Source organism: Cellulosimicrobium sp. 4261, assembly GCF_040546915.1.
GTDB classification, from domain to species: Bacteria; Actinomycetota; Actinomycetes; order Actinomycetales; family Cellulomonadaceae; genus Cellulosimicrobium; species Cellulosimicrobium cinnabarinum.
Map to the genome: position 1 here is coordinate 49,244 of NZ_JBEPOQ010000011.1, position 17,229 is coordinate 66,472.

Genomic DNA, 17,229 nt, shown 5'->3' on the forward strand with positions numbered 1-17,229 from the left:
CGGTCCGGCCTCCCACCAGGTCAGGAGTTCGGCGAGACCGGGGCGTCGGGAACCTGGACGTCGGGCAGGTCCGGCACGTCGAACGTGGGGACGTCGATCGTGGGGACGTCGAGGTCCCCCAGCCGTTCCTGGAGCTCTTCCTGGCGGACGCGGTTGTTCTCCTGGATGCAGGCGAGACGCGTGGCGGGCCGGCCGGTGCACTCCTGCACGGCCGAGTCCGGGTCGCGCGGGGCGCGCTCCTCCTGGACGTAGCGGCCGTCGGCGTCGTGCTCGTCGGGGCCGACGGGCAGCGCGGCCAGCGCTGCTGCCTCGGCGAGCAGCAGCAGGACCGTGGCGAGGAGGAGGACGGCGCCACCCAGCCCGGCGCGGACCGCGGCGGCCGTGCTCACGGGCGGGCGCTCGTCGGACGCCGCGCGCTGCCGGGCCGCGACGCGCCACGCGGCCCACATCCCGACGACGAGCGGCAGCACGTACGCGACCGCGGCGAGCGCCGCGACGGGGCGGGCGTCCTCGCGCGCGAGCGCGCCCGACCCGACGCCCGCGACCACGACCGCGACGACCCCGAGGACGACCACCCGGCGCACGGCGGCGCGGCGCAGGTTCGCGCGCAGCGCCGCGACGCGCGCCGCTCCGGTCACGCCGGGCGGCAGGTAGCCGAGCTCGCGCGCCTGCGTGAACATCGCCGCGTGCAGGACGGCCGAGGTGACGGTCACCAGGGCGAGCACCGCCCCGAGCCCGACGAGGAACCACCGGACGGCGGCGGCGTCGCGCACGAGGTAGAGCAGGGCGAGCCCCGCGAGGACGCCCGCCCACCCGACGGCGATCGCCACGACGGTGCCGCTGCGGAACGGCGTCCGGCGCAGGGTGCGGCGCAGCAGCCCGCGCGGGACCTGGAGGAGGACGGGCACGACGCGCAGCGCGGTCACGCCCGTCCACAGCAGCACGACGACTCCCCAGACCGGCACGCTGCCCACGTGGGCGTCGCTCATCGCGAAGGCGACGACGAGCGCGACGGCCCCGACGAGGAGGACCGGCATCTCGACGAGCCGGAGCACCTGCTGCCACACGCTGAGGTGCAGCAGGTACCCGGCCTCGGCGTGCTCGGGGTTCATCGCGAGGACGCCGCTGTACCCCTGGGCGCTGCGGCTCGCGTCGAGCGCGAGCGCCGCGTCGAGGTAGAGGAGGTCCTCGTGCTCCGGCGCGACGGCGAGGCCCTGCCGCACCAGGGCGCGAGCCCGGTCGTCGTCCCCGAGGCGCGACCAGAGCCGGGCCGCCTGCGCGAGGCGGTCCGGCACCTCGGGGGCGAGCTCGAGCGCCGCGGCGATGCGCTCGCGCGCGAGCCGCCGGTCGGCGCCGCGCACGCGCCCCGAGAGGTGGGCGTCGGCGAGCTGGAGGTGATAGCGCGCGTCGTCGGGGTCCAGCTCGAGGGCGCGCCGCGCGGCGTCGCGCGCACCGGGGACGTCGCCGGTGTTCTGCCGCGCGACCGACAGCAGGTAGAGCGCGCCGTCGGCGGTGGGCTGGGCCGCGACCACCTGCTCCAGGAGGGGCAGCGCGTCGGCGGAGCGCTGGAGGTGCAGCCGCACCCACGCGGCGGCGAGGAGCAGACGCGCGTCGTCGGGCACGGCGGCGAGCGCCTCGTCGACCTCGTCGAGGGCGCGCTCGGGCCGCCCCATCTGGACGAGCAGCTCGACACGCGCGCCGACGGCGCGCGGGTCGATGGTCGTGGTCACCGTCGGCAGCCTCGCCGTCTCAGAGCATGCGCCGCGCGCGCAGGTACGCGGCGAGCTCGTCGTAGCGGCCGTCGTCGTTCGCGAACGTCACGACGTTGCGCGCGGACTGGAGCCACGCCGTCGTGGACGGCCGCACGTCCGCGAGCGCCGACTCCATGTCGGCCATCGTGACGGGCCGCACCTGGCCGGACGCGATCGAGTCCATCATCGCCTTCTCGGCTGCCGTGGCCGCCAGGTGCTCCAGGTCCGCGCCGGAGAACCCGTCGGTGCGCTGCACGACGGAGCGCAGGTCGATCCCGGCGACGGGTCGCCCCGCGAGGTGGTGGCGCAGGATGGCCTCGCGCGCGGGCTCGTCGGGCGGCAGGACGAGCACGACGCGGTCGAACCGGCCCGGGCGCAGGAGCGCGGTGTCGACGTCCCACGGGTGGTTGGTCGCGCCGAGCACGAACAGGCCGTCGTTGTCGGAGCCGATGCCGTCCATCTCCTGGAGGAGCTGGTTGACGACCGTCCGCATGCCCGACGACCCGGAGTACTGCGCGCGCTTGCCGCCGATCGCGTCGACCTCGTCGAGGAACAGCACGGCCGGCGCGAGCTGCCGCGCACGCTGGAACAGGGCGTGGAGGTTCTGCTCGCTCTCCCCGATGTACTTGTCGAGGATGTCCGCGAGCGTCACCGTGAGGAACCGCGCGCCGAGCTCGCCCGCGACCGCGCGTGCCATGTACGTCTTGCCGGTGCCGGGCGGCCCGTAGAGCAGCAGGCCGCCGCGCAGCGACTTGCCGAACGCCTGCGCGATGGCCTGGTTGCGCATCGGCTCCAGGAACGCCTCGCGGATGCGCTTCTTCACCGGCTCCAGGCCGCCGACGTCCGCCAGCGTCACCGTCTCGCGCGAGACCTCGAGCAGGCCCGACCCGTCGTCGGGGGCGTCGTCGCGCGCGGGCACGAGGAACGGCTGCCCGCCCCCGGGCGCCGGGTCGGCGTGGGCCTGCCCGGGTGCCGGGCTCGGGTCGGCGGGAGCGGGGCCCGTGGTGCCGACCGCAGGCTCCTCGACGAAGGGCGGCGGGACGCGCACGTCGAGCTCGTCCTCCAGCCGGTCCCAGTCGATGCCCGACGCCGGGCTCCCCGGCCCGGCGGGAGCGGCCTGCCCCGCGTGGTCGGACGGCGCGGCAGGGTCGTGCGGCGCGGCGACGTCGGTTGGCCCGGCAGGGTCGTGGGGCGCGGGGGCGCCCGGCGCCTGCCCGGGAGCGGCGTCCGCCGGTCGCGACGCCGCGGCGGCGGACGCGGCCGCCTCCTGGACGAGCCGCAGCGCCTCGCCGTCCGCGGGGTCGATCCGGAGCCCGGCGCTGGCCTGCTCGAGCGCCTCGACGGGACGCCCCGCGGCGAGCAGGAGGCTCGCGTAGTGCACGCGCAGCGGCGCGCTCGCGGGCGCTGCCGCGACGGCGGCGGCGAGCGCGGCCAGGGCGTCGGACATGGGGCTCCTCAGGGACGGCGGTCGGGACGACGGCGTCGTGCGGCCCAGGACGGGGCACGGCCGGGACCAGTGTGCACGGGACCGCCGACGCGCACGATAGGGAGAGGTCCCCATGGCAAATACTTGCCATGATGGAAAGTAGATGCTTCGATGGCATCCATGAGCACCGACGACACGACCTGCACCGCACCCCTCGACGCGGCAGCCGCGCTCGACCGTGCCGATCGCCTCGCCACCGCCACCCGGGCGCGCGGGTGGCGGTGGGTCCGGCTCTACCTCACGGGGTGGGCCGTCGCGAGCGTCGGGCTGGTGCTCGCGATCGGGCTCGGCGGCCGCGTCGGCTTCGTCGCCGGGATGGCCGCCTGGGTCGCGATCGTCACCGTCGGCGCCACGTGGGCCGCCCGGCAGGGCGCCCTGGCCGTCGGCACGCGACGCCGGATCGCCGTCGGTGCGGTGTCCTGGGCCGTGGTCTACGGGGCGGTGCTCGTCACCGGGATGGTGGTGTGGCCCGGCTCCGTCGCGTACTGGGTGCCCGCGGCGCTCGTGAGCGCCGTCCCGCTGCTCGTCGCGGCCTGGCGGCCCGCCCCGCGGGACGCGGCGGTGACGGCGTGACGACGAACCGGCCCCCGGCAGGTGACGGGGCGGCCGTCGACCACCACCCGCGCCACACGCTCGACGAGGTGATCCACTCCCCCGTCCGCCTGTCCGTCGTCGCCGCGCTCTCGGGCGTCGAGAAGGCCGACTTCCGGACCTTGCGCGACACGATCGAGCTGTCCGACTCGACGCTGTCGAAGCAGCTCACGGTGCTCGAGGACGCCGGGTACGTCGACATCAGCAAGGAGCGCGCCGGACGACGCACGCGCACCTGGGTGCGTCTCACGCCCGCCGGTGCCGCCGCCCTGCGCGCGCACCTCGACGCGCTGCGCGCGATCGCGGAGGTCGCGCTGCCCCCGGCCGACGCCTGACCACAGGCGCCTCGGCGCACGCGTCCGGGCGCGCGCCGTCCACAGGGGCCTCGTGGGTGTCGGCGGGAGGCGGCAGAGTGGGGCTCATGACGACCGAGACCGACGCGTCCACCCCGCTCGCCGTGCCCGACGACGCGCCGCCCGCGCCGCGCCCCGGCGCCCGCTGCTTCGGCGACGGCGACCCGCTCTACGAGGAGTACCACGACACCGAGTGGGGAGTGCCGGTGCACGGGGACACCGCGCTGTTCGAACGCCTGGCCCTCGAGGGCTTCCAGTCCGGCCTGTCCTGGATCACGGTGCTGCGCAAGCGCCCGGCGTTCCGCGAGGTGTTCGCCGGGTTCGACCCGGAGGCGGTCGCGGCGTTCGACGAGCCCGACGTCGAGCGGCTCCTCACCGACGCCCGCATCATCCGCAACCGCCAGAAGATCACCGCGACGATCGACAACGCGCGGGCGCTCCTCACGCTGCAGGCAGGTGGCGGCTCGCTCGACGAGCTGGTGTGGTCGTTCGCGCCGCCCCCGCGCTCCCAGCAGCCCGCCACGTGGGGCGACGTCCCCAGCACGAGCCCCGAGTCGGTCTCCCTGTCGAAGGCGCTCAAGAAGCACGGCTTCCGGTTCGTCGGGCCCACGACGGCGTACGCGGCCATGCAGGCGTGCGGCCTCGTGGACGACCACCTCGCGACGTGCCCCGTCGTGCTGGGCAGGTCCGCCTCCGCACCGTCGTGACCGATCCGCTATAGCAAAATCCGCCCGCATCGTGGACGAGGTGCGACCATGGTGGGCATGAGCGCCTACGTCTCGGTCCTCGACCTGTTCTCCGTCGGCGTCGGACCGTCGAGCTCGCACACCGTCGGGCCGATGCGCGCGGCGAAGGCGTTCGTCACGACCCTGGCCGCGGGCGACGCGCTCGACTCCGTGGCGGGGCTGCGGGTCGTGCTGTGCGGCTCGCTCGGCGCGACGGGCGTCGGCCACGGCACGCCGGACGCCGTCGTCGCGGGCCTGCTCGGCCTGGACCCCGAGACGTGCGACCCGGCTCGGGTGCCCGGGTCGTGGGAGAAGCTCGGTGACGGCGCACCCGTCGCGCTCCTCGGCCGCCACCGCATCACCATGACTCGCGACGACGTGCGCCTCGCGCCGCTGACGCGCATGCCCGGTCACCCCAACGGGATGCGCTTCACCGCGCTCGACGCCGACGGCGCGACGCTCGCCGAGGAGGCCTACTACTCCGTCGGCGGCGGGTTCGTCCTCACCGCGGCCGAGCTCGAGGCAGCCGCCGCGAACGAGGCGGCCCAGGTCGGCGCCGAGCTCGCGGGCGAGACGATCGACCCGCGGACCGAGCCGGCCGGCGTGCCGTACCCGTTCGCCAACGCGGCCGAGCTCCTCGCCGTGTGCGAGCGCGAGCGGACGTCGATCGCCGCGGTCGCGTGGGCCAACGAGACCGCCCTGCGCCCGGTGGCCGACGTCGAGGCGGGCGTCGACCGGATCTGGGACACGATGAGCGCGTGCGTCGACGCCGGGCTGGAGCGCGACGGCGTCCTGCCCGGCCGGCTCAAGGTCCGGCGTCGGGCGCGTGCGCAGCGCGAACGCCTCGAGCTGGCCGACGAGCGCGGCGCCGACACGACGATCGAGTGGCTCCAGGCCTTCGCGATGGCCGTCAACGAGGAGAACGCCGACGGGCGGCGCGTCGTGACCGCCCCGACGAACGGCGCGGCCGGGATCATCCCGGCCGTCGGGCGGCACTTCCTGCGCACGCACCCGGACGTCGCCGCCGACCCGGCGCGCCGTCGTCGGGCGATGCGCACGTACCTGCTCACCGCCGCCGCCATCGGCGCGCTGTACAAGCGCAACGCGTCCATCTCCGGCGCGGAGGCCGGGTGCCAGGGCGAGGTCGGGTCGGCGTGCTCCATGGCGGCCGGCGCCATCTGCGCGGTGCTCGGCGGTACGCCCGCCCAGGTCGAGAACGCGGCCGAGATCGCGATGGAGCACAACCTCGGCCTCACGTGCGACCCGGTCGGAGGGCTCGTCCAGGTCCCGTGCATCGAGCGCAACGCCATCGCCGCGTGCACCGCCGTGTCCGCCGCGCGCCTCGCGCTCCAGGGCGACGGCTCGCACGTCGTCTCGCTGGACACCGTCATCGAGACCATGCGCCAGACGGGCGTCGACATGTCGACCAAGTACAAGGAGACCTCGACGGGCGGCCTCGCGGTCAACGTCGTCGAGTGCTGAGCCGGAGCGCAGCGGAGCAAGCGCAGGCTCCAGCACGACCGAGGACGCGAGTGCTGAGCCGGAGCACAGCGGAGCAAGCGCAGGCTCCAGCACGACCGAGGGCGCCGGGCATCCCCCGATCCTCCTCCCCCGTCAGCGTGCGGCACGGGGAGCGGCGCGCCGGGCGACGACCTCCTCCACGACCGCGACGACGCCGTCCTCCCCCGGCGCGGCGGCGATGCGCTCGCCGAGGAGCGCGGCGGCCCGGGTGTACGACGGGTCGTCGAGCAGGCGGCGCACCGCACGTCGCACCTGGGCGGGCCGCGGCGTGCTGGTCCGCAGCCGCACGCCCGTCCCGGTCCACGCGACGCGGGCCGCGACCTCCGCCTTGTCCTCCGTCTTCCCGGCGACGACGACGGGCACGCCGTGTCGCAGCGCGTGGTGCACGCCGCCGTAGCCGCCGTTCGTCACGAGGACCGACGTGCGCGGGAGCAGCGCGTCGTACGGGAGATACTCGGCCGCGCGCGCGTTCGGGGGCAGCGTGCCGAGCGTCTCGACGGGCCGCCCGCCGGTGGCGGCGACGACGAGCACGTCCTCGTCCGCGAGCGCGCGCAGGGTCGGCAGGAGGAGCTGGTGCGGGTCCTCGTTCGCGACCGTGCCCTGCGTGACGTGGACGACGGGGCGGCGCGTGCCGAGGTCGTCCCACCAGGCGGGGAGGTCGCCGTGCGCGGCGACGGGTCGCGGCGGGCCGACGAACCGGACGGGCGTGACGACGTCGGGCCGCGGGTACTCGAGCTCGGGGACGGTGAGCTGCACGACGGCGTCCGCGTCGGCGGGCCAGCCCAGGAAGAACGTGTCGCTCGGGGTGGCGCCGGTCGCGCGCACCATGTCCTGCGCGGCGCGCTGCGGCGCGGCGAACGCGACGCCCTCGACGAACCGGTGCAGCGCCCGGTTGCGCAGCACCCCGAGCGGCCCGCGCGCGGGAAGCACGCCGAGGCCGAACGGTGCGGTGAGGTCGCTCTTCAGCCCGAGCGGGAAGATGCCCAGCGCGAGCACGGGAGGGCGCCGGTCGGCCGGGGTGGCGACGAGCGCCATCGCGCCGAGGAACAGGGGCTCGACGAGCACGACGTCGGCCGGGCGCGCGGCGAGGGCGTCGACGACGGCGCGGTGCTGCGCGGCGCCCGGCCGGACGAAGATCTCGAGCATGTCGTGGCGGATCGCGTCGAGACCGGTGCGCCCCGCGCGGCCCGGGAACGCGGCCGCGAGGTCGCGGTCGTCGAAGTCGGCGGCGGCGGGCAGCGGCACGTGCTCGGCACCGGCTGCCTCCGCGGCCGCGGCGAAGCGCGCGCCGGTGAGGAACCGGACCTCGTGGCCGTGGGCGACGAGCGCGCGCGTGACCGCGAGCAGCGGGGTGACGTGGGCGTGCACGGGGGTGGAGCAGAGCAGGACGGTGGCCATCGGTGTGCCTCTCTCGGGCGGCGCGGGACGCGCCGGTCGGACGGGAAGGGCGCGGGACCGGGCCGTCCGCGCGAGGACGCCGAGGGGGAGGCGGCGTGTGAGAAGATCGGTAACCGTCAGGAGTATTCATCACCCTAGAGGGGTAGTCAATAGTGGTCCCCCGCGCCTACACGTCCGACCTCCGCGCCGAGCAGGCCGCGCGCACCCGCGAGCGCGTCGTGCGCGCAGCGGCCGAGGAGCTCACCGAGCGTGGCTACGAGCGCACGACCCTCGCGCGCGTCGCCGAACGGGCGGGCGTGTCGCTCGAGACCGTCAAGGTGCACGGGCCCAAGCGCGCCCTGCTCCTCGCGGCCTTCGAGGTGACGTTCGCAGGGTCCGAGGGCCAGGAGTCGCTCGCCGCCCGGCCCGAGGGCCGCGCCGTCGCCGGGACCACCGACCCCGAGGCCTTCCTCGACGGGCTCGTCGCGCTCGTGGCGGCGGCGAACGAACGCGTCGCGGCCCTGTGGTCGGCGTTCACGTCGGCGGCCCGCTCCGACGAGGCCGTCGCCGCCGAGCTCGCGGCGCTCCTCGACCGCCGTCGCGCGGACCTGCGCGCGAGCGTCGACGTGCTCGCGGACCACGGGTTCCGGCTGCGCGCACCGCGGGACGAGTCCGCCGAGACCCTGTCCTACCTCCTCGCGCCGGAGGGCTGGACGCACTTCGCGGCCGGTGCGGGCTGGTCGCGCGAGCGGTACCGCGCGTGGCTGCGCGACGCCGTCGTGCGCCTCGTCGCCGCACCGCCCCGGGGTGACGCGGACGCCTGACCCCTGGCGCGGCCTGGCGGGCCGCGCCTACCGTGAGCCATGAGCACCCTCACCCCCGGCTTCCAGGGCCGGCCCCGCCCGCAGGGGGTGGCGCTCCCGCCGGGCCAGTACGTCGAGACCGGGTTCCCCGTGCTCTCGGCAGGGCCCACACCGCGCGTCGACACCGCGACCTGGCGCTTCGACGTCACCACCGAGACCGGCGCGACCCGCTCCTGGTCGTGGGCCGAGCTCATGGCGCTCCCCCAGGACGAGCCGACCGTCGACATCCACTGCGTCACCCGCTGGTCGAAGTTCGGCACGTCCTGGCGCGGCGTCTCGCTCGACACGCTCCTCGGCGAGGTCGAGTCCACCGCCGACTTCGCGATGATCGGCTGCTACGGCGGCTACACGACGAACCTCCCGGTCGCCGAGCTGCTCGGTGGCAAGGCGTGGGTCGTGCACACCTTCGACGGCGCCCCGCTCCACCCCGTGCACGGCGGCCCCGCGCGGCTCCTCGTGCCGCACCTGTACTTCTGGAAGTCGGCGAAGTGGGTCAACAGCATCACCCTCATGCCCATGGACCGGCAGGGCTTCTGGGAGCGGCTCGGCTACCACGACCTCGGCGACCCGTGGCGCGAGCAGAGGTACCAGGGTGACTGAGGCGCCCGTCCGCCTCGGCGCGCGGTACGCGACGCCGTCGCGCTGGCAGGTCGCGACGCTCGTCGGCGCGTGGGCGGAGAGCCCGTCCGCGCGGACGCTCGTCCTCGAGGTCCCCGCGTGGCCCGGCCACCTCGCCGGCCAGCACGTCGACCTGCGCCTCACCGCGCCCGACGGCTACACCGCCGAGCGCAGCTACTCGATCGGCAGCGCCGCGACGCGCGCGCCCCTGCCCGACGACGGTGCCTCCCCGGGCGGCCCGCCCGCCGTCCCGCAGGACGGCGCCCTGCCCGACGGCGGCTCCCCCGCGCGCGTCGAGGTCACCGTCCAGCGGGTCCCCGGCGGCGAGGTCTCGACGTACCTCACCGACGTGTTCGCGGTGGGCGCCGCGATCGAGCTGCGCGGCCCGGTCGGCGGGTGGTTCGTCTGGTCGCCCGAGCGCGACGCGGGGACGCCCGTGCTGCTCGCGGCCGGCGGGTCGGGCCTCGTGCCGCTCATGGCGATGCTCCGTACCCGGCGCGAGGCCGGCGACCGCACGCCCTTCCGGCTCGTGTACTCGGTGCGGCGGCCGGAGGACGAGCTCTACGTCGACGACCTCGACCACCTCGCCGCCGCGCACGACGGTCTCGACGTCCACGTGGTCCACACCCGCTCGACCCCGCTCGGCTCGATGCGCGGGCCCGGCCGCGTCGAGCGGCGCGAGCTCGCCGCGTGGGGCTGGCCGCCCGAGATCGAGCCCGCGTGCTTCGTGTGCGGGCCGACGGGCTTCGTCGAGGCCGTCGCGCGACAGCTCGTGGCGCTCGGCCACGACCCTGCGCGGATCAAGACCGAGCGCTTCGGGCCCGCGGTCGACTGACCGCGGCGCAGGAGTCAGACCGGAGGCGCCGGCGGCCCGCCCGCGGGTCCGCGCCCGCGCGCTCCGCGGAGCAAGGATCACGCTCCCGCCGACACAGTCGGAGAGAGGGCGGCGAGCGCGCCGCCCCCGACCGCCGGGGGGATCGATGACGACGACCGCAGCACCGCACCAGGAGCCGAGTCTGCGTCGGCGCGGGCTGGCCACCCTGACGACGACGGCTGCGCTGGCCGCGCTCACGGCGTGCGCCACCGGCGTGACCTCCAGTCCGGACCTGCCCCTCGCCACCGCGGACGCCGCGCGGGACGTCGTGAGCGTGGCCGACGCCGGCGCGACGCCCGGCGTCGTCGACGCGACCGAGCGGCTCGGCCTGACGATGCTCGCCGCGGCACCCCGCGAGGGCAACGTCGTGGTCTCGCCGGCGAGCGCCGTCGTCGCGCTCTCGATGCTGGCCGAGGGCGCGCGGGGAGACACGGCGCTGGCCCTCGACGACGCGCTCGGCGCGTCCGGCCAGGACCGGACGGACGCGGTCAACGCCCTCCTCGCGTCGCTCGCCGCCTACGACGGCGACCCGGCGCAGGTCCGGGCGGAGGAGCTCCCGGAGAAGCCGCTCGTGCACGTCGCGAACCAGGTCGTGCTCGACGACGAGGCCGAGGTCCACGAGCCCTACCTCGAGACGCTCGCGACCGGGTACGGCGCCGGGGTGCTGCACACGGACCTCGGGACGTCGTCGGGCATCGCGCCGCTCAGCGAGTGGGTCCGGTTCCACACCGGCGGGCTGGTCGAGGAGAGCGCCGTCGAGCCCGACGCCGACCTGCGCCTCGTGCTCCAGAACGCGGTCCTGTTCGCCGCCCGGTGGGAGGCGCCGTTCGACGAGGGCGACACGGCGCCCTCGCCCTTCACCCTCGCGGGCGGCGAGGTGGCGGACGTGGAGTCGCTGCGGCTCACGGAGTCGTGGGCGTACGCCGAGGACGACGGGTGGCGCGCGGTCCGGCTGCCGTACGTCGAGGGGTTCCACGCCGACGTCGTGCTGCCGCCCGAGGGAGCCGACCCGGCGTCCGTCGCGCCGGGTCGGCTCGCCGCGCTGCGGGAGGCGCTGGACACGGCACCCCGGCAGACGGTCGCGCTGACCCTGCCGACGCTCGACGTCCCCGCCGAGGACCCGCTGGACCTCCGGCCCGCCCTCTCCGCGGCCGGGCTCGGCGGACTCCTCGACCCGGTCGAGCCGCCCGACCTCGGCGGCATCAGCGACCAGGACCTCTACGTCTCGCAGGCCTGGCAGCAGGCGCTCCTCCAGGTCGACGCCGAGGGCACCGTCGCGGCGGCCGTCACCGAGATCGTCGAGGTCGAAACTGCGGCGGAGATCGCGGCCGAGAGCATCACCTTCCGCGTGGACCGGCCCTACGTCTTCTCGGTGTCCTCCGACGACACCGGCTGGCCGCTCTTCACTGCCGCGATCAGAGACCCACGGCACTGAGGGCGCGCGGGCCCGGACCGAACCGCCACCGCATCGCCGCGTGCTCGGCCGTGCGCTCGTACGCGAACACGACCTCGGGCCGCACGGAGAAGACGAGCGCCGGGTCGCCGTCATGCACGAACGCGCCGTCCTGGACGTCGAACGTCCAGTCGTCGCCGTACTTGCAGCGCCACCGCTCGGCGAGGCGGCGGAGCGCCGCGTCCTCGGTGACGCGCGCGGCGGTGCCCTCGACGACGACGTCGAGCGCGTCCTCGTAGTCGTTCTTCCCGGTCGTGAGCACGACGTGCGCGTTCTCGGCCAGGTTGCGGGCCTTGCGCTCGTCCGGCCCGGTGGTCACGTGGAGGCAGCCGTCGGCGACGACCGTCATGAGCGGCGTGACGTGCGGGCGCCCGTCGGGGCGCACGGTCGAGATCCACGAGATTTCGGCCCGTTCGAGCGCGTCGCGCACCGTCTCCCACGGGACGGGACGCGCGCCGGGAGAGCTGAACCCCGGGACGAGCGTCCCCTCCGGTGCGTCGGGAGCGGCGGGTCGGGCGGCAGGCTGCTCGGCCGTGGTCATGGAGGTTCCTCTCGTCGGTCCTGCCCCTGGGACCGGCGAGCGCGCCCGGACTCATCGGTCGCGGCGCCATCGACGAGTCACCCGAGACCTGGGCGCGATCATCACCGCAGCGAGGGCAAGGATCACCACCCCCGCGTTGGCAGCGAGGGTGCCTGCCCAGGTCGTCGGCGGGATGCCGAGAGTGAAGCTGGCGGCGTTGAACACCGTGTGGCTGAGGATGCACAGGAGCACCCCGTTCGGGCCGGCCATCCTGAAGATCGCGCCGTAGAGGAAGCGGAACGCCATGATCTGAACCGCGAACATCCAGAAGTCGATCAGGCCGGACTCGTGGTTCGTGCCAGGGATGAAGAAGAGCGGCACGTGCCAGAGCAGCCAGATGATCCCGACCACCAGCGACGAGGTGACGAACCCCCACCGCCGATCGAGCCCGGGCTGCAGCGCGGTCATCCAGCCGGCCTCCTCCATGCCGCCGATGACGAGGTTGCCCGGCAACGACAGGAAGAACATGAACCACGGGACCGCGTGCGCGGAGGGGCCGGAGACCAGCAGGTGGAGCGCGAAGTACGCGGCGAGCGCGACGAGGGCGAGCAGCCACCCCGCAGGACGGCCCCGGATGACGAAGACGAGGCGCAGCCATTCCCGGAGACCCGAGACCCTGCGGTTCGCTCGCAGGACGACGTAGGAGGCGATCGCGGGCGAGAGGATGTAGAGCGCGAACGGCACGTTCGCCAGGAGCTCGGGAACCGTGGTGACGACGTTGTGCACCTCGTAGCCGGAGCGGGCCGCCACGATCAGCCCACCGGAGAGCCCGTAGGCGATCAGGAAGGTGAGCGCCACGAACTGGCGGGCGATCCGGGCGTCCGTCACCCCGCAACGATACGGCCCGGCCCGGCGGTGGCTGGGCACGATGGACGGGGTCGGTTGCCTCTCGACACACCGACCAGACGTCACCGCACGTCGTCGGGCCCGGCCTCGTGTCCGGGACGCCCCGCCGTGCGCCGGTCCTGCTTCATCCGGGCCTCGAACAGGTGCCGGGCGCCGCCTGCGAGCTCGTCGCGCACGGTGCGCTCGTGCTCGCGGAACGCCGACCAGTAGCCGTCGTCGTACTCCTCGACGAGCTGGAACGTCCAGCGGCCGGGGACGACGTTGCGTCCCACGAGGTCCGCCTCGATCCGGTCCGCGACCTCCGCGTGCCCCGCGGCGCGCAGCTTCTCGACCGCCTCGCCGAGCGCGAGGTCCGCCTCCCCGGTGAGCTGGTGGAACGTGTACAGGTGCCCGCGCGCGCGTTCCGTCGTCTCGAGCGCCTCGCTCAGGGCCCCGAGCGCGTCGACGGTCGCGTCGCTCACGCCCTCGGGCACGGGGCGGCCGGGCAGGTCGGCAGGATTCCGGGAGGTCTCGTCGCTCACGCGGCCACGCTAGGCACGGCCCGCCGGGCCCGCACGCGCTCGTCGGCGACCGACGCCCCCGCGCGACACCCCGCGCTCGTGGGCAGGCTGTGACAGGGTTGACCCGCCACCCCCGACCGAGGACAGCGCCCCGAGCCATGCCGCAGACCGCACCCGTACCGACCGTCACGAGCGAGCCCACCCCGAGCCAGCGCCCCCACCGGGCCGCGCGGCTCGAGGACCGGTGGCGCGCCGTCGTCTCCCGCTTCCAGAAGGCCCGCGGGTGGCGCCCGCGCGTCGAGCCCTTCGCCGGCTACGGGAGCCCGCGCCGGGTGCGCGTGCTGGGCCGGGTGCTCCTCGCGAGCCCCGCGTTCGACCCCGCGCTGCACGAGCGCGAGTCCGCCGACAGGCGCGGCTGGCGGTACTTCTTCACCGCGCCGGCCCCGCGCGAGGAGGTCCGCGTGCGGGTGGGCAGCACGACGGTCGACCTGGTGTCCGACCGCGGCGGCTACCTCGACCGGGTGATCGACGTCGACCTCGCGCCGGGCTGGCACGACGTCTCGTTCCGCACCTCGGCGGGCGCGACGGCGACCGGCCGGGTGTTCGTCGTGGCCGACGGGCGCCGGCTCGGCGTCGTCTCGGACATCGACGACACCGCGATGGTGACGGCCGTCCCGCGCCCGTTCATCGCGGCGTGGAACACGTTCGTGCGGCACTCGAGCGCCCGCGTGCCGGTGCCGGGCATGGCGGCGCTGTACCGCGGCATCGCGACATCGCGGCCCGGCACCCCGTTCGTCTACGTGTCGACGGGCGCGTGGAACACCGCCGCCAACCTGCGACGCTTCCTCCAGCGCCACGGCTTCCCGCCCGGCCCGCTGCTGCTCACCGACTGGGGGCCCACCAACACGGGCTGGTTCCGCAGCGGCCCGGAGCATAAGGACACGTCGCTGGACCGGCTGTTCCGCGAGCTGCCCGACGTCGACTGGCTGCTGATCGGCGACGACGGCCAGCACGACCCCGACATCTACGCGCGCGCCGCACGCCGCCACCCGGGCCACGTCGCGGCCGTCGCGATCCGCGAGCTGACGCCCGCGCAGCAGGTCCTCGCACACGGCTCGCCGCTGCCCGCGCCCGGCAGCCTGCCGGGCGACGTCGGGGGCGTCCCGACGGCGCACGGCCCCGACGGCGACGCGCTCACCCGCTCGCTCGCCCGGGTGCTGCGTCGCTGAGACCCTGGGTGCCACGGGTCCCCCGCGGCTCCGGATGCCACGCCCCGGCGGCAGTGGTTGCCTGAGGACATGACCACGCCCGGAGACCCCTTCCCCACGCCCGACCCCGAGCCCGCGCCGACGCGCCGCACGTGGCCGTGGATCTTCGTCACGGTCGTGGCGGTGCTGGTGATCGCGCTCGTCGTGTGGCTGGTCAACCGCCCGACCGACGACGGCCCCGCCGCCGAGACGCCCGCGCCGTCGACCAGCGCTCCCGCGAGCCCGTCCCCCACCGACGCGGCGTCACCCACCGACGGCGCCTCGACGCCCGCCGCCGAGGGGTGCCCCGCCACCGGCGACGGCGTCCCCGCAGGGGCGGGCACGCACGAGATCGTCGACGTCGACGGCGACGGCCGCCCCGACACCGCGTGGCTCACCGGCGGCGCGGACCGCACGTTCGGCATCACGACGGCGTCGGGCGCCACGTTCTCCGCGCCCGTCGAGTCGGCGAGCCCGCAGCCCGCGAGCGCGATCGTCCAGCTCGTCGCGGCGGGCGACGGGACCGCGCCGATCGCGCTCGTCGACACCGGCCGTGAGGTCCTGCTGCTCTCGGCCGCCGACTGCGCCCTGACGCCGACGCAGAACGCGCAGGCCGAGCCCTACACGTTCGACAAGGGCTTCACGGGCTTCGGCACGGGCGTCGGCTGCACCGAGGTCGACGGCACGCTCCGCCTCGCGGGCCTGGACGCCGTGTCCGACGACGGCTCCTCCTTCACGGTGTCGCGCACCTTCGTCGACCTCGGCACGGGTGCGAAGGTCGCGACGAACGGCGAGGAGGAGACGGTCGCGCAGGACGCCGCCGCGGACGACCCGGTCGTCACGACGGCGCAGGAGACGAGCTGCGGCGACCTCGTGGCCGGCCAGGACGGCCCGGTCGAGCCGCAGTAGCCCCGCCGAGCCGCAGCAGCCCCGCCGAGCACGACCTTGCTGTCGTCATCAGGACGATGCCGACAACAAGGTCGTGCTCGGCGGGAAGCAGGCGGCACTCGGGGGTCAGCGGGCGTCGGCGAAGCGGTCCAGCTGGCTCGGCGACAGCGTGACGTCGCGCGCGGCCATCGCCTCGTCGACCTGCTCGATCCTGCTCGCCCCGACGATGGGCGAGATCCCCTGGCTCATCAGCCAGGCCAGGACGACCTGGTTCGGCGTCGCCCCGGTCTCCCGGGCGACCTCGTCGAGCACGCGGAGCACCCGCTCGGTCCCCGGGTGGGCGTAGCCCGCGGAGAACGGGCGGTCCGCACGGGTGTACCCGCCCATCATCAGGGGCGTGTAGCACCACAGGTCGAGCCCTTCCGTGCGGGCGTGGTCGAGGTCGTCCGGGGTCAGGAGCTTGTGGCCCGCCTCCGGGACGGTCGTGCCCGGGCGGGGCTGCACGAGGGAGTGCCGGAGCTGCAGCGCCGACCACTCGGCCACGCCCTGCCGACGCGCGAGGTCGCGTGCCTGCTGCACCCGCCACGACGCGTGGTTGGCCGCGCCGATACGGCTCGCGCGCCCCTCGGCCACGGCCTCCCCGAAGGCGGCGACCGTCTCGCCGAGGTCGACCGTCCGGTCCTCCGCGTGCGCCCACAGCAGGTCGACGTGGTCGACGCCGAGGCGGTCGAGGCTCCCGTCGAGGCCCGCCCGGACGGCGGACGCGGAGAGGCCCTCCGCGCTCTCGGGCCACGCGTGCGCGACCAGCGGGTCCTGACGGACCTTGGTGGCGAGCCCGACGGCGGAGCGCACCCCCGGGTTCGCCCGCAGCCAGGCGCCGAGCACGCGCTCGCTGGCGCCGCCCAGCCCGCTCGGGTCGGTCCAGAAGGCGTAGCAGTTCGCGGTGTCGAGCCAGTGGCCGCCCGCCTCGACGAAGCGGTCGAGCAGCCGGAACGCGGTGGACTGCTCCACGCGCGTGCCGTGGTCCATGGTCCCGAGGACGATCTGGGGAGCGTTCATCTGTGCGGTCATGCCCCGATGCTCGATGCTGGAGCGCGCTCCAGGTCAAGAGGGCTCCTCGGCGGACCCGGCTACCCGTCGACCCGTGGGCGCGGACCCGGACCCGAGGCCTCCCGCGACTGCTCCTCGTAGTACGCGATCTTGTCGTCCAGCACGCCGAGCGCGAGATCGATCCGCGCCCTGCGCTCGCGCAGCTCCCGCCGATGGCCCTGGAGGAAGGCGACGCGGTCGGCGGGGCTCCCCTCGCGGCGCAGGAGCGAGGTGAACTCGCGCAGCTCGGCGATCCCCAGCCCGGCGTCCCGCAGGCACGTCACCAGCCCGATCCAGAACAGGTCGTCGCCGTCGTAGGCCCGGTGCCCGCCGGCCGTCCGGGCGATCGGCCCGATGAGCCCCTCCCGCTCGTAGTAGCGGAGCGTGTCGAGGCTGACGCCGGCTCGGGCGGCGGCCGCCTGCGGCGTGAGCGTGTCGGACATGAGGAGCCTCTCTCTGCGCATCTG

General features: G+C 75.6%; 18 protein-coding genes. 10 read left to right on the plus strand and 8 right to left on the minus strand.

The features are described from left to right. Window positions 1–20 precede the first annotated feature (20 nt). Window positions 21–1,730 (minus strand): tetratricopeptide repeat protein, encoded by a 1,710-nt coding sequence (locus ABIE39_RS13980; protein WP_354052221.1) that lies wholly within the window; start codon window positions 1,728–1,730, stop codon window positions 21–23. Between the two features lie 19 nt (window positions 1,731–1,749). Then, window positions 1,750–3,198 (minus strand): AAA family ATPase, encoded by a 1,449-nt coding sequence (locus tag ABIE39_RS13985; RefSeq protein WP_175009926.1) that lies wholly within the window; start codon window positions 3,196–3,198, stop codon window positions 1,750–1,752. A gap of 159 nt (window positions 3,199–3,357) precedes the next feature. Between ABIE39_RS13985 and ABIE39_RS13990 the strand changes: the two genes are divergently transcribed. The 4 genes from ABIE39_RS13990 (at window position 3,358) to ABIE39_RS14005 (ending at window position 6,388) form a co-directional block, all read left to right on the plus strand. Next, the gene (locus ABIE39_RS13990; RefSeq protein WP_255179911.1) at window positions 3,358–3,810 is read left to right on the plus strand and encodes a hypothetical protein; all 453 of its coding nucleotides are present in this window, start codon (window positions 3,358–3,360) and stop codon (window positions 3,808–3,810) included. Further along, the gene (locus ABIE39_RS13995; RefSeq protein ID WP_255437376.1) at window positions 3,807–4,163 is read left to right on the plus strand and encodes a winged helix-turn-helix domain-containing protein; all 357 of its coding nucleotides are present in this window, start codon (window positions 3,807–3,809) and stop codon (window positions 4,161–4,163) included. The genes ABIE39_RS13990 and ABIE39_RS13995 overlap by 4 nt, the downstream gene beginning before the upstream one ends. Before the next feature lie 86 nt (window positions 4,164–4,249). After that, window positions 4,250–4,888, plus strand: coding sequence for a DNA-3-methyladenine glycosylase I (locus ABIE39_RS14000; RefSeq protein ID WP_354052224.1), 639 nt, complete (start codon window positions 4,250–4,252; stop codon window positions 4,886–4,888). 57 nt (window positions 4,889–4,945) lie between these two features. Further along, entirely contained in the window at window positions 4,946–6,388 is a 1,443-nt protein-coding gene (locus ABIE39_RS14005; RefSeq protein WP_354052226.1) for an L-serine ammonia-lyase, read from the plus strand. Between the two features lie 132 nt (window positions 6,389–6,520). Here the strand turns inward: ABIE39_RS14005 and ABIE39_RS14010 are convergent, their stop codons facing one another. Continuing rightward, the gene (locus tag ABIE39_RS14010; RefSeq protein ID WP_209829042.1) at window positions 6,521–7,825 is read right to left on the minus strand and encodes a glycosyltransferase; all 1,305 of its coding nucleotides are present in this window, start codon (window positions 7,823–7,825) and stop codon (window positions 6,521–6,523) included. Window positions 7,826–7,977: 152 nt separating this feature from the next. Here ABIE39_RS14010 and ABIE39_RS14015 point away from each other — a divergent pair, with 152 nt between their 5' ends. From ABIE39_RS14015 to ABIE39_RS14030, 4 genes are all read left to right on the plus strand, one after another. Continuing rightward, complete coding sequence (locus ABIE39_RS14015; RefSeq protein ID WP_255437375.1) at window positions 7,978–8,628, plus strand: TetR/AcrR family transcriptional regulator; 651 nt, start codon at window positions 7,978–7,980, stop codon at window positions 8,626–8,628. Window positions 8,629–8,667: 39 nt separating this feature from the next. Next, window positions 8,668–9,267: a sulfite oxidase-like oxidoreductase gene (locus ABIE39_RS14020; protein WP_074803744.1), complete on the plus strand. Its 600-nt coding sequence runs from the start codon at window positions 8,668–8,670 to the stop codon at window positions 9,265–9,267. Then, on the plus strand, window positions 9,260–10,120 hold the full coding sequence (locus tag ABIE39_RS14025; protein ID WP_354052229.1) for a ferredoxin reductase: 861 nt from the start codon (window positions 9,260–9,262) through the stop codon (window positions 10,118–10,120). Before ABIE39_RS14020 ends, ABIE39_RS14025 begins: the two co-directional genes overlap by 8 nt. A gap of 145 nt (window positions 10,121–10,265) precedes the next feature. Then, window positions 10,266–11,594, plus strand: coding sequence for a serpin family protein (locus tag ABIE39_RS14030; RefSeq protein WP_209829043.1), 1,329 nt, complete (start codon window positions 10,266–10,268; stop codon window positions 11,592–11,594). Here ABIE39_RS14030 and ABIE39_RS14035 read toward each other — a convergent pair. The 3 genes from ABIE39_RS14035 to ABIE39_RS14045 form a co-directional block, all read right to left on the minus strand. Continuing rightward, the gene (locus ABIE39_RS14035; RefSeq protein ID WP_175009920.1) at window positions 11,575–12,153 is read right to left on the minus strand and encodes a pyridoxamine 5'-phosphate oxidase family protein; all 579 of its coding nucleotides are present in this window, start codon (window positions 12,151–12,153) and stop codon (window positions 11,575–11,577) included. The two genes, ABIE39_RS14030 and ABIE39_RS14035, sit on opposite strands and share 20 nt — an antisense overlap. 51 nt (window positions 12,154–12,204) lie before the next feature. Further along, the gene (locus ABIE39_RS14040) at window positions 12,205–13,020 is read right to left on the minus strand and encodes a CPBP family glutamic-type intramembrane protease (protein WP_175009919.1); all 816 of its coding nucleotides are present in this window, start codon (window positions 13,018–13,020) and stop codon (window positions 12,205–12,207) included. An 80-nt stretch (window positions 13,021–13,100) separates the two neighbouring features. Next, a complete protein-coding gene (locus tag ABIE39_RS14045) occupies window positions 13,101–13,559 on the minus strand; it encodes a hypothetical protein (protein ID WP_354052231.1) in 459 nt (152 codons plus the stop codon). A gap of 137 nt (window positions 13,560–13,696) precedes the next feature. Here ABIE39_RS14045 and ABIE39_RS14050 point away from each other — a divergent pair, with 137 nt between their 5' ends. After that, window positions 13,697–14,767 (plus strand): App1 family protein phosphatidate phosphatase, encoded by a 1,071-nt coding sequence (locus ABIE39_RS14050; protein ID WP_175009918.1) that lies wholly within the window; start codon window positions 13,697–13,699, stop codon window positions 14,765–14,767. A 69-nt stretch (window positions 14,768–14,836) separates the two neighbouring features. Further along, a complete protein-coding gene (locus ABIE39_RS14055) occupies window positions 14,837–15,694 on the plus strand; it encodes a hypothetical protein (protein ID WP_354052233.1) in 858 nt (285 codons plus the stop codon). 105 nt (window positions 15,695–15,799) lie between these two features. On the opposite strand, the gene ABIE39_RS14060 is transcribed toward ABIE39_RS14055, so the two are convergent. Both ABIE39_RS14060 and ABIE39_RS14065 read right to left on the minus strand, forming a co-directional pair. After that, the gene (locus ABIE39_RS14060) at window positions 15,800–16,744 is read right to left on the minus strand and encodes an aldo/keto reductase (RefSeq protein ID WP_216608015.1); all 945 of its coding nucleotides are present in this window, start codon (window positions 16,742–16,744) and stop codon (window positions 15,800–15,802) included. Window positions 16,745–16,803: 59 nt separating this feature from the next. Next, window positions 16,804–17,205: a MerR family transcriptional regulator gene (locus tag ABIE39_RS14065; RefSeq protein WP_175009916.1), complete on the minus strand. Its 402-nt coding sequence runs from the start codon at window positions 17,203–17,205 to the stop codon at window positions 16,804–16,806. Between the last annotated feature and the right edge of the window lie 24 nt (window positions 17,206–17,229).

Coding starts and splice junctions, on each gene's coding strand:
- ABIE39_RS13985 (WP_175009926.1), bottom strand. CDS start 3,198: ATGTCCGACGCCCTGGCCGCGCTCGCCGCCGCCGTCGCGGCAGCGCCC.
- ABIE39_RS13990 (WP_255179911.1), top strand. CDS start 3,358: ATGAGCACCGACGACACGACCTGCACCGCACCCCTCGACGCGGCAGCC.
- ABIE39_RS14000 (WP_354052224.1), top strand. CDS start 4,250: ATGACGACCGAGACCGACGCGTCCACCCCGCTCGCCGTGCCCGACGAC.
- ABIE39_RS14005 (WP_354052226.1), top strand. CDS start 4,946: ATGAGCGCCTACGTCTCGGTCCTCGACCTGTTCTCCGTCGGCGTCGGA.
- ABIE39_RS14010 (WP_209829042.1), bottom strand. CDS start 7,825: ATGGCCACCGTCCTGCTCTGCTCCACCCCCGTGCACGCCCACGTCACC.
- ABIE39_RS14020 (WP_074803744.1), top strand. CDS start 8,668: ATGAGCACCCTCACCCCCGGCTTCCAGGGCCGGCCCCGCCCGCAGGGG.
- ABIE39_RS14030 (WP_209829043.1), top strand. CDS start 10,266: ATGACGACGACCGCAGCACCGCACCAGGAGCCGAGTCTGCGTCGGCGC.
- ABIE39_RS14035 (WP_175009920.1), bottom strand. CDS start 12,153: ATGACCACGGCCGAGCAGCCTGCCGCCCGACCCGCCGCTCCCGACGCA.
- ABIE39_RS14050 (WP_175009918.1), top strand. CDS start 13,697: ATGCCGCAGACCGCACCCGTACCGACCGTCACGAGCGAGCCCACCCCG.
- ABIE39_RS14055 (WP_354052233.1), top strand. CDS start 14,837: ATGACCACGCCCGGAGACCCCTTCCCCACGCCCGACCCCGAGCCCGCG.
- ABIE39_RS14060 (WP_216608015.1), bottom strand. CDS start 16,744: ATGACCGCACAGATGAACGCTCCCCAGATCGTCCTCGGGACCATGGAC.
- ABIE39_RS14065 (WP_175009916.1), bottom strand. CDS start 17,205: ATGTCCGACACGCTCACGCCGCAGGCGGCCGCCGCCCGAGCCGGCGTC.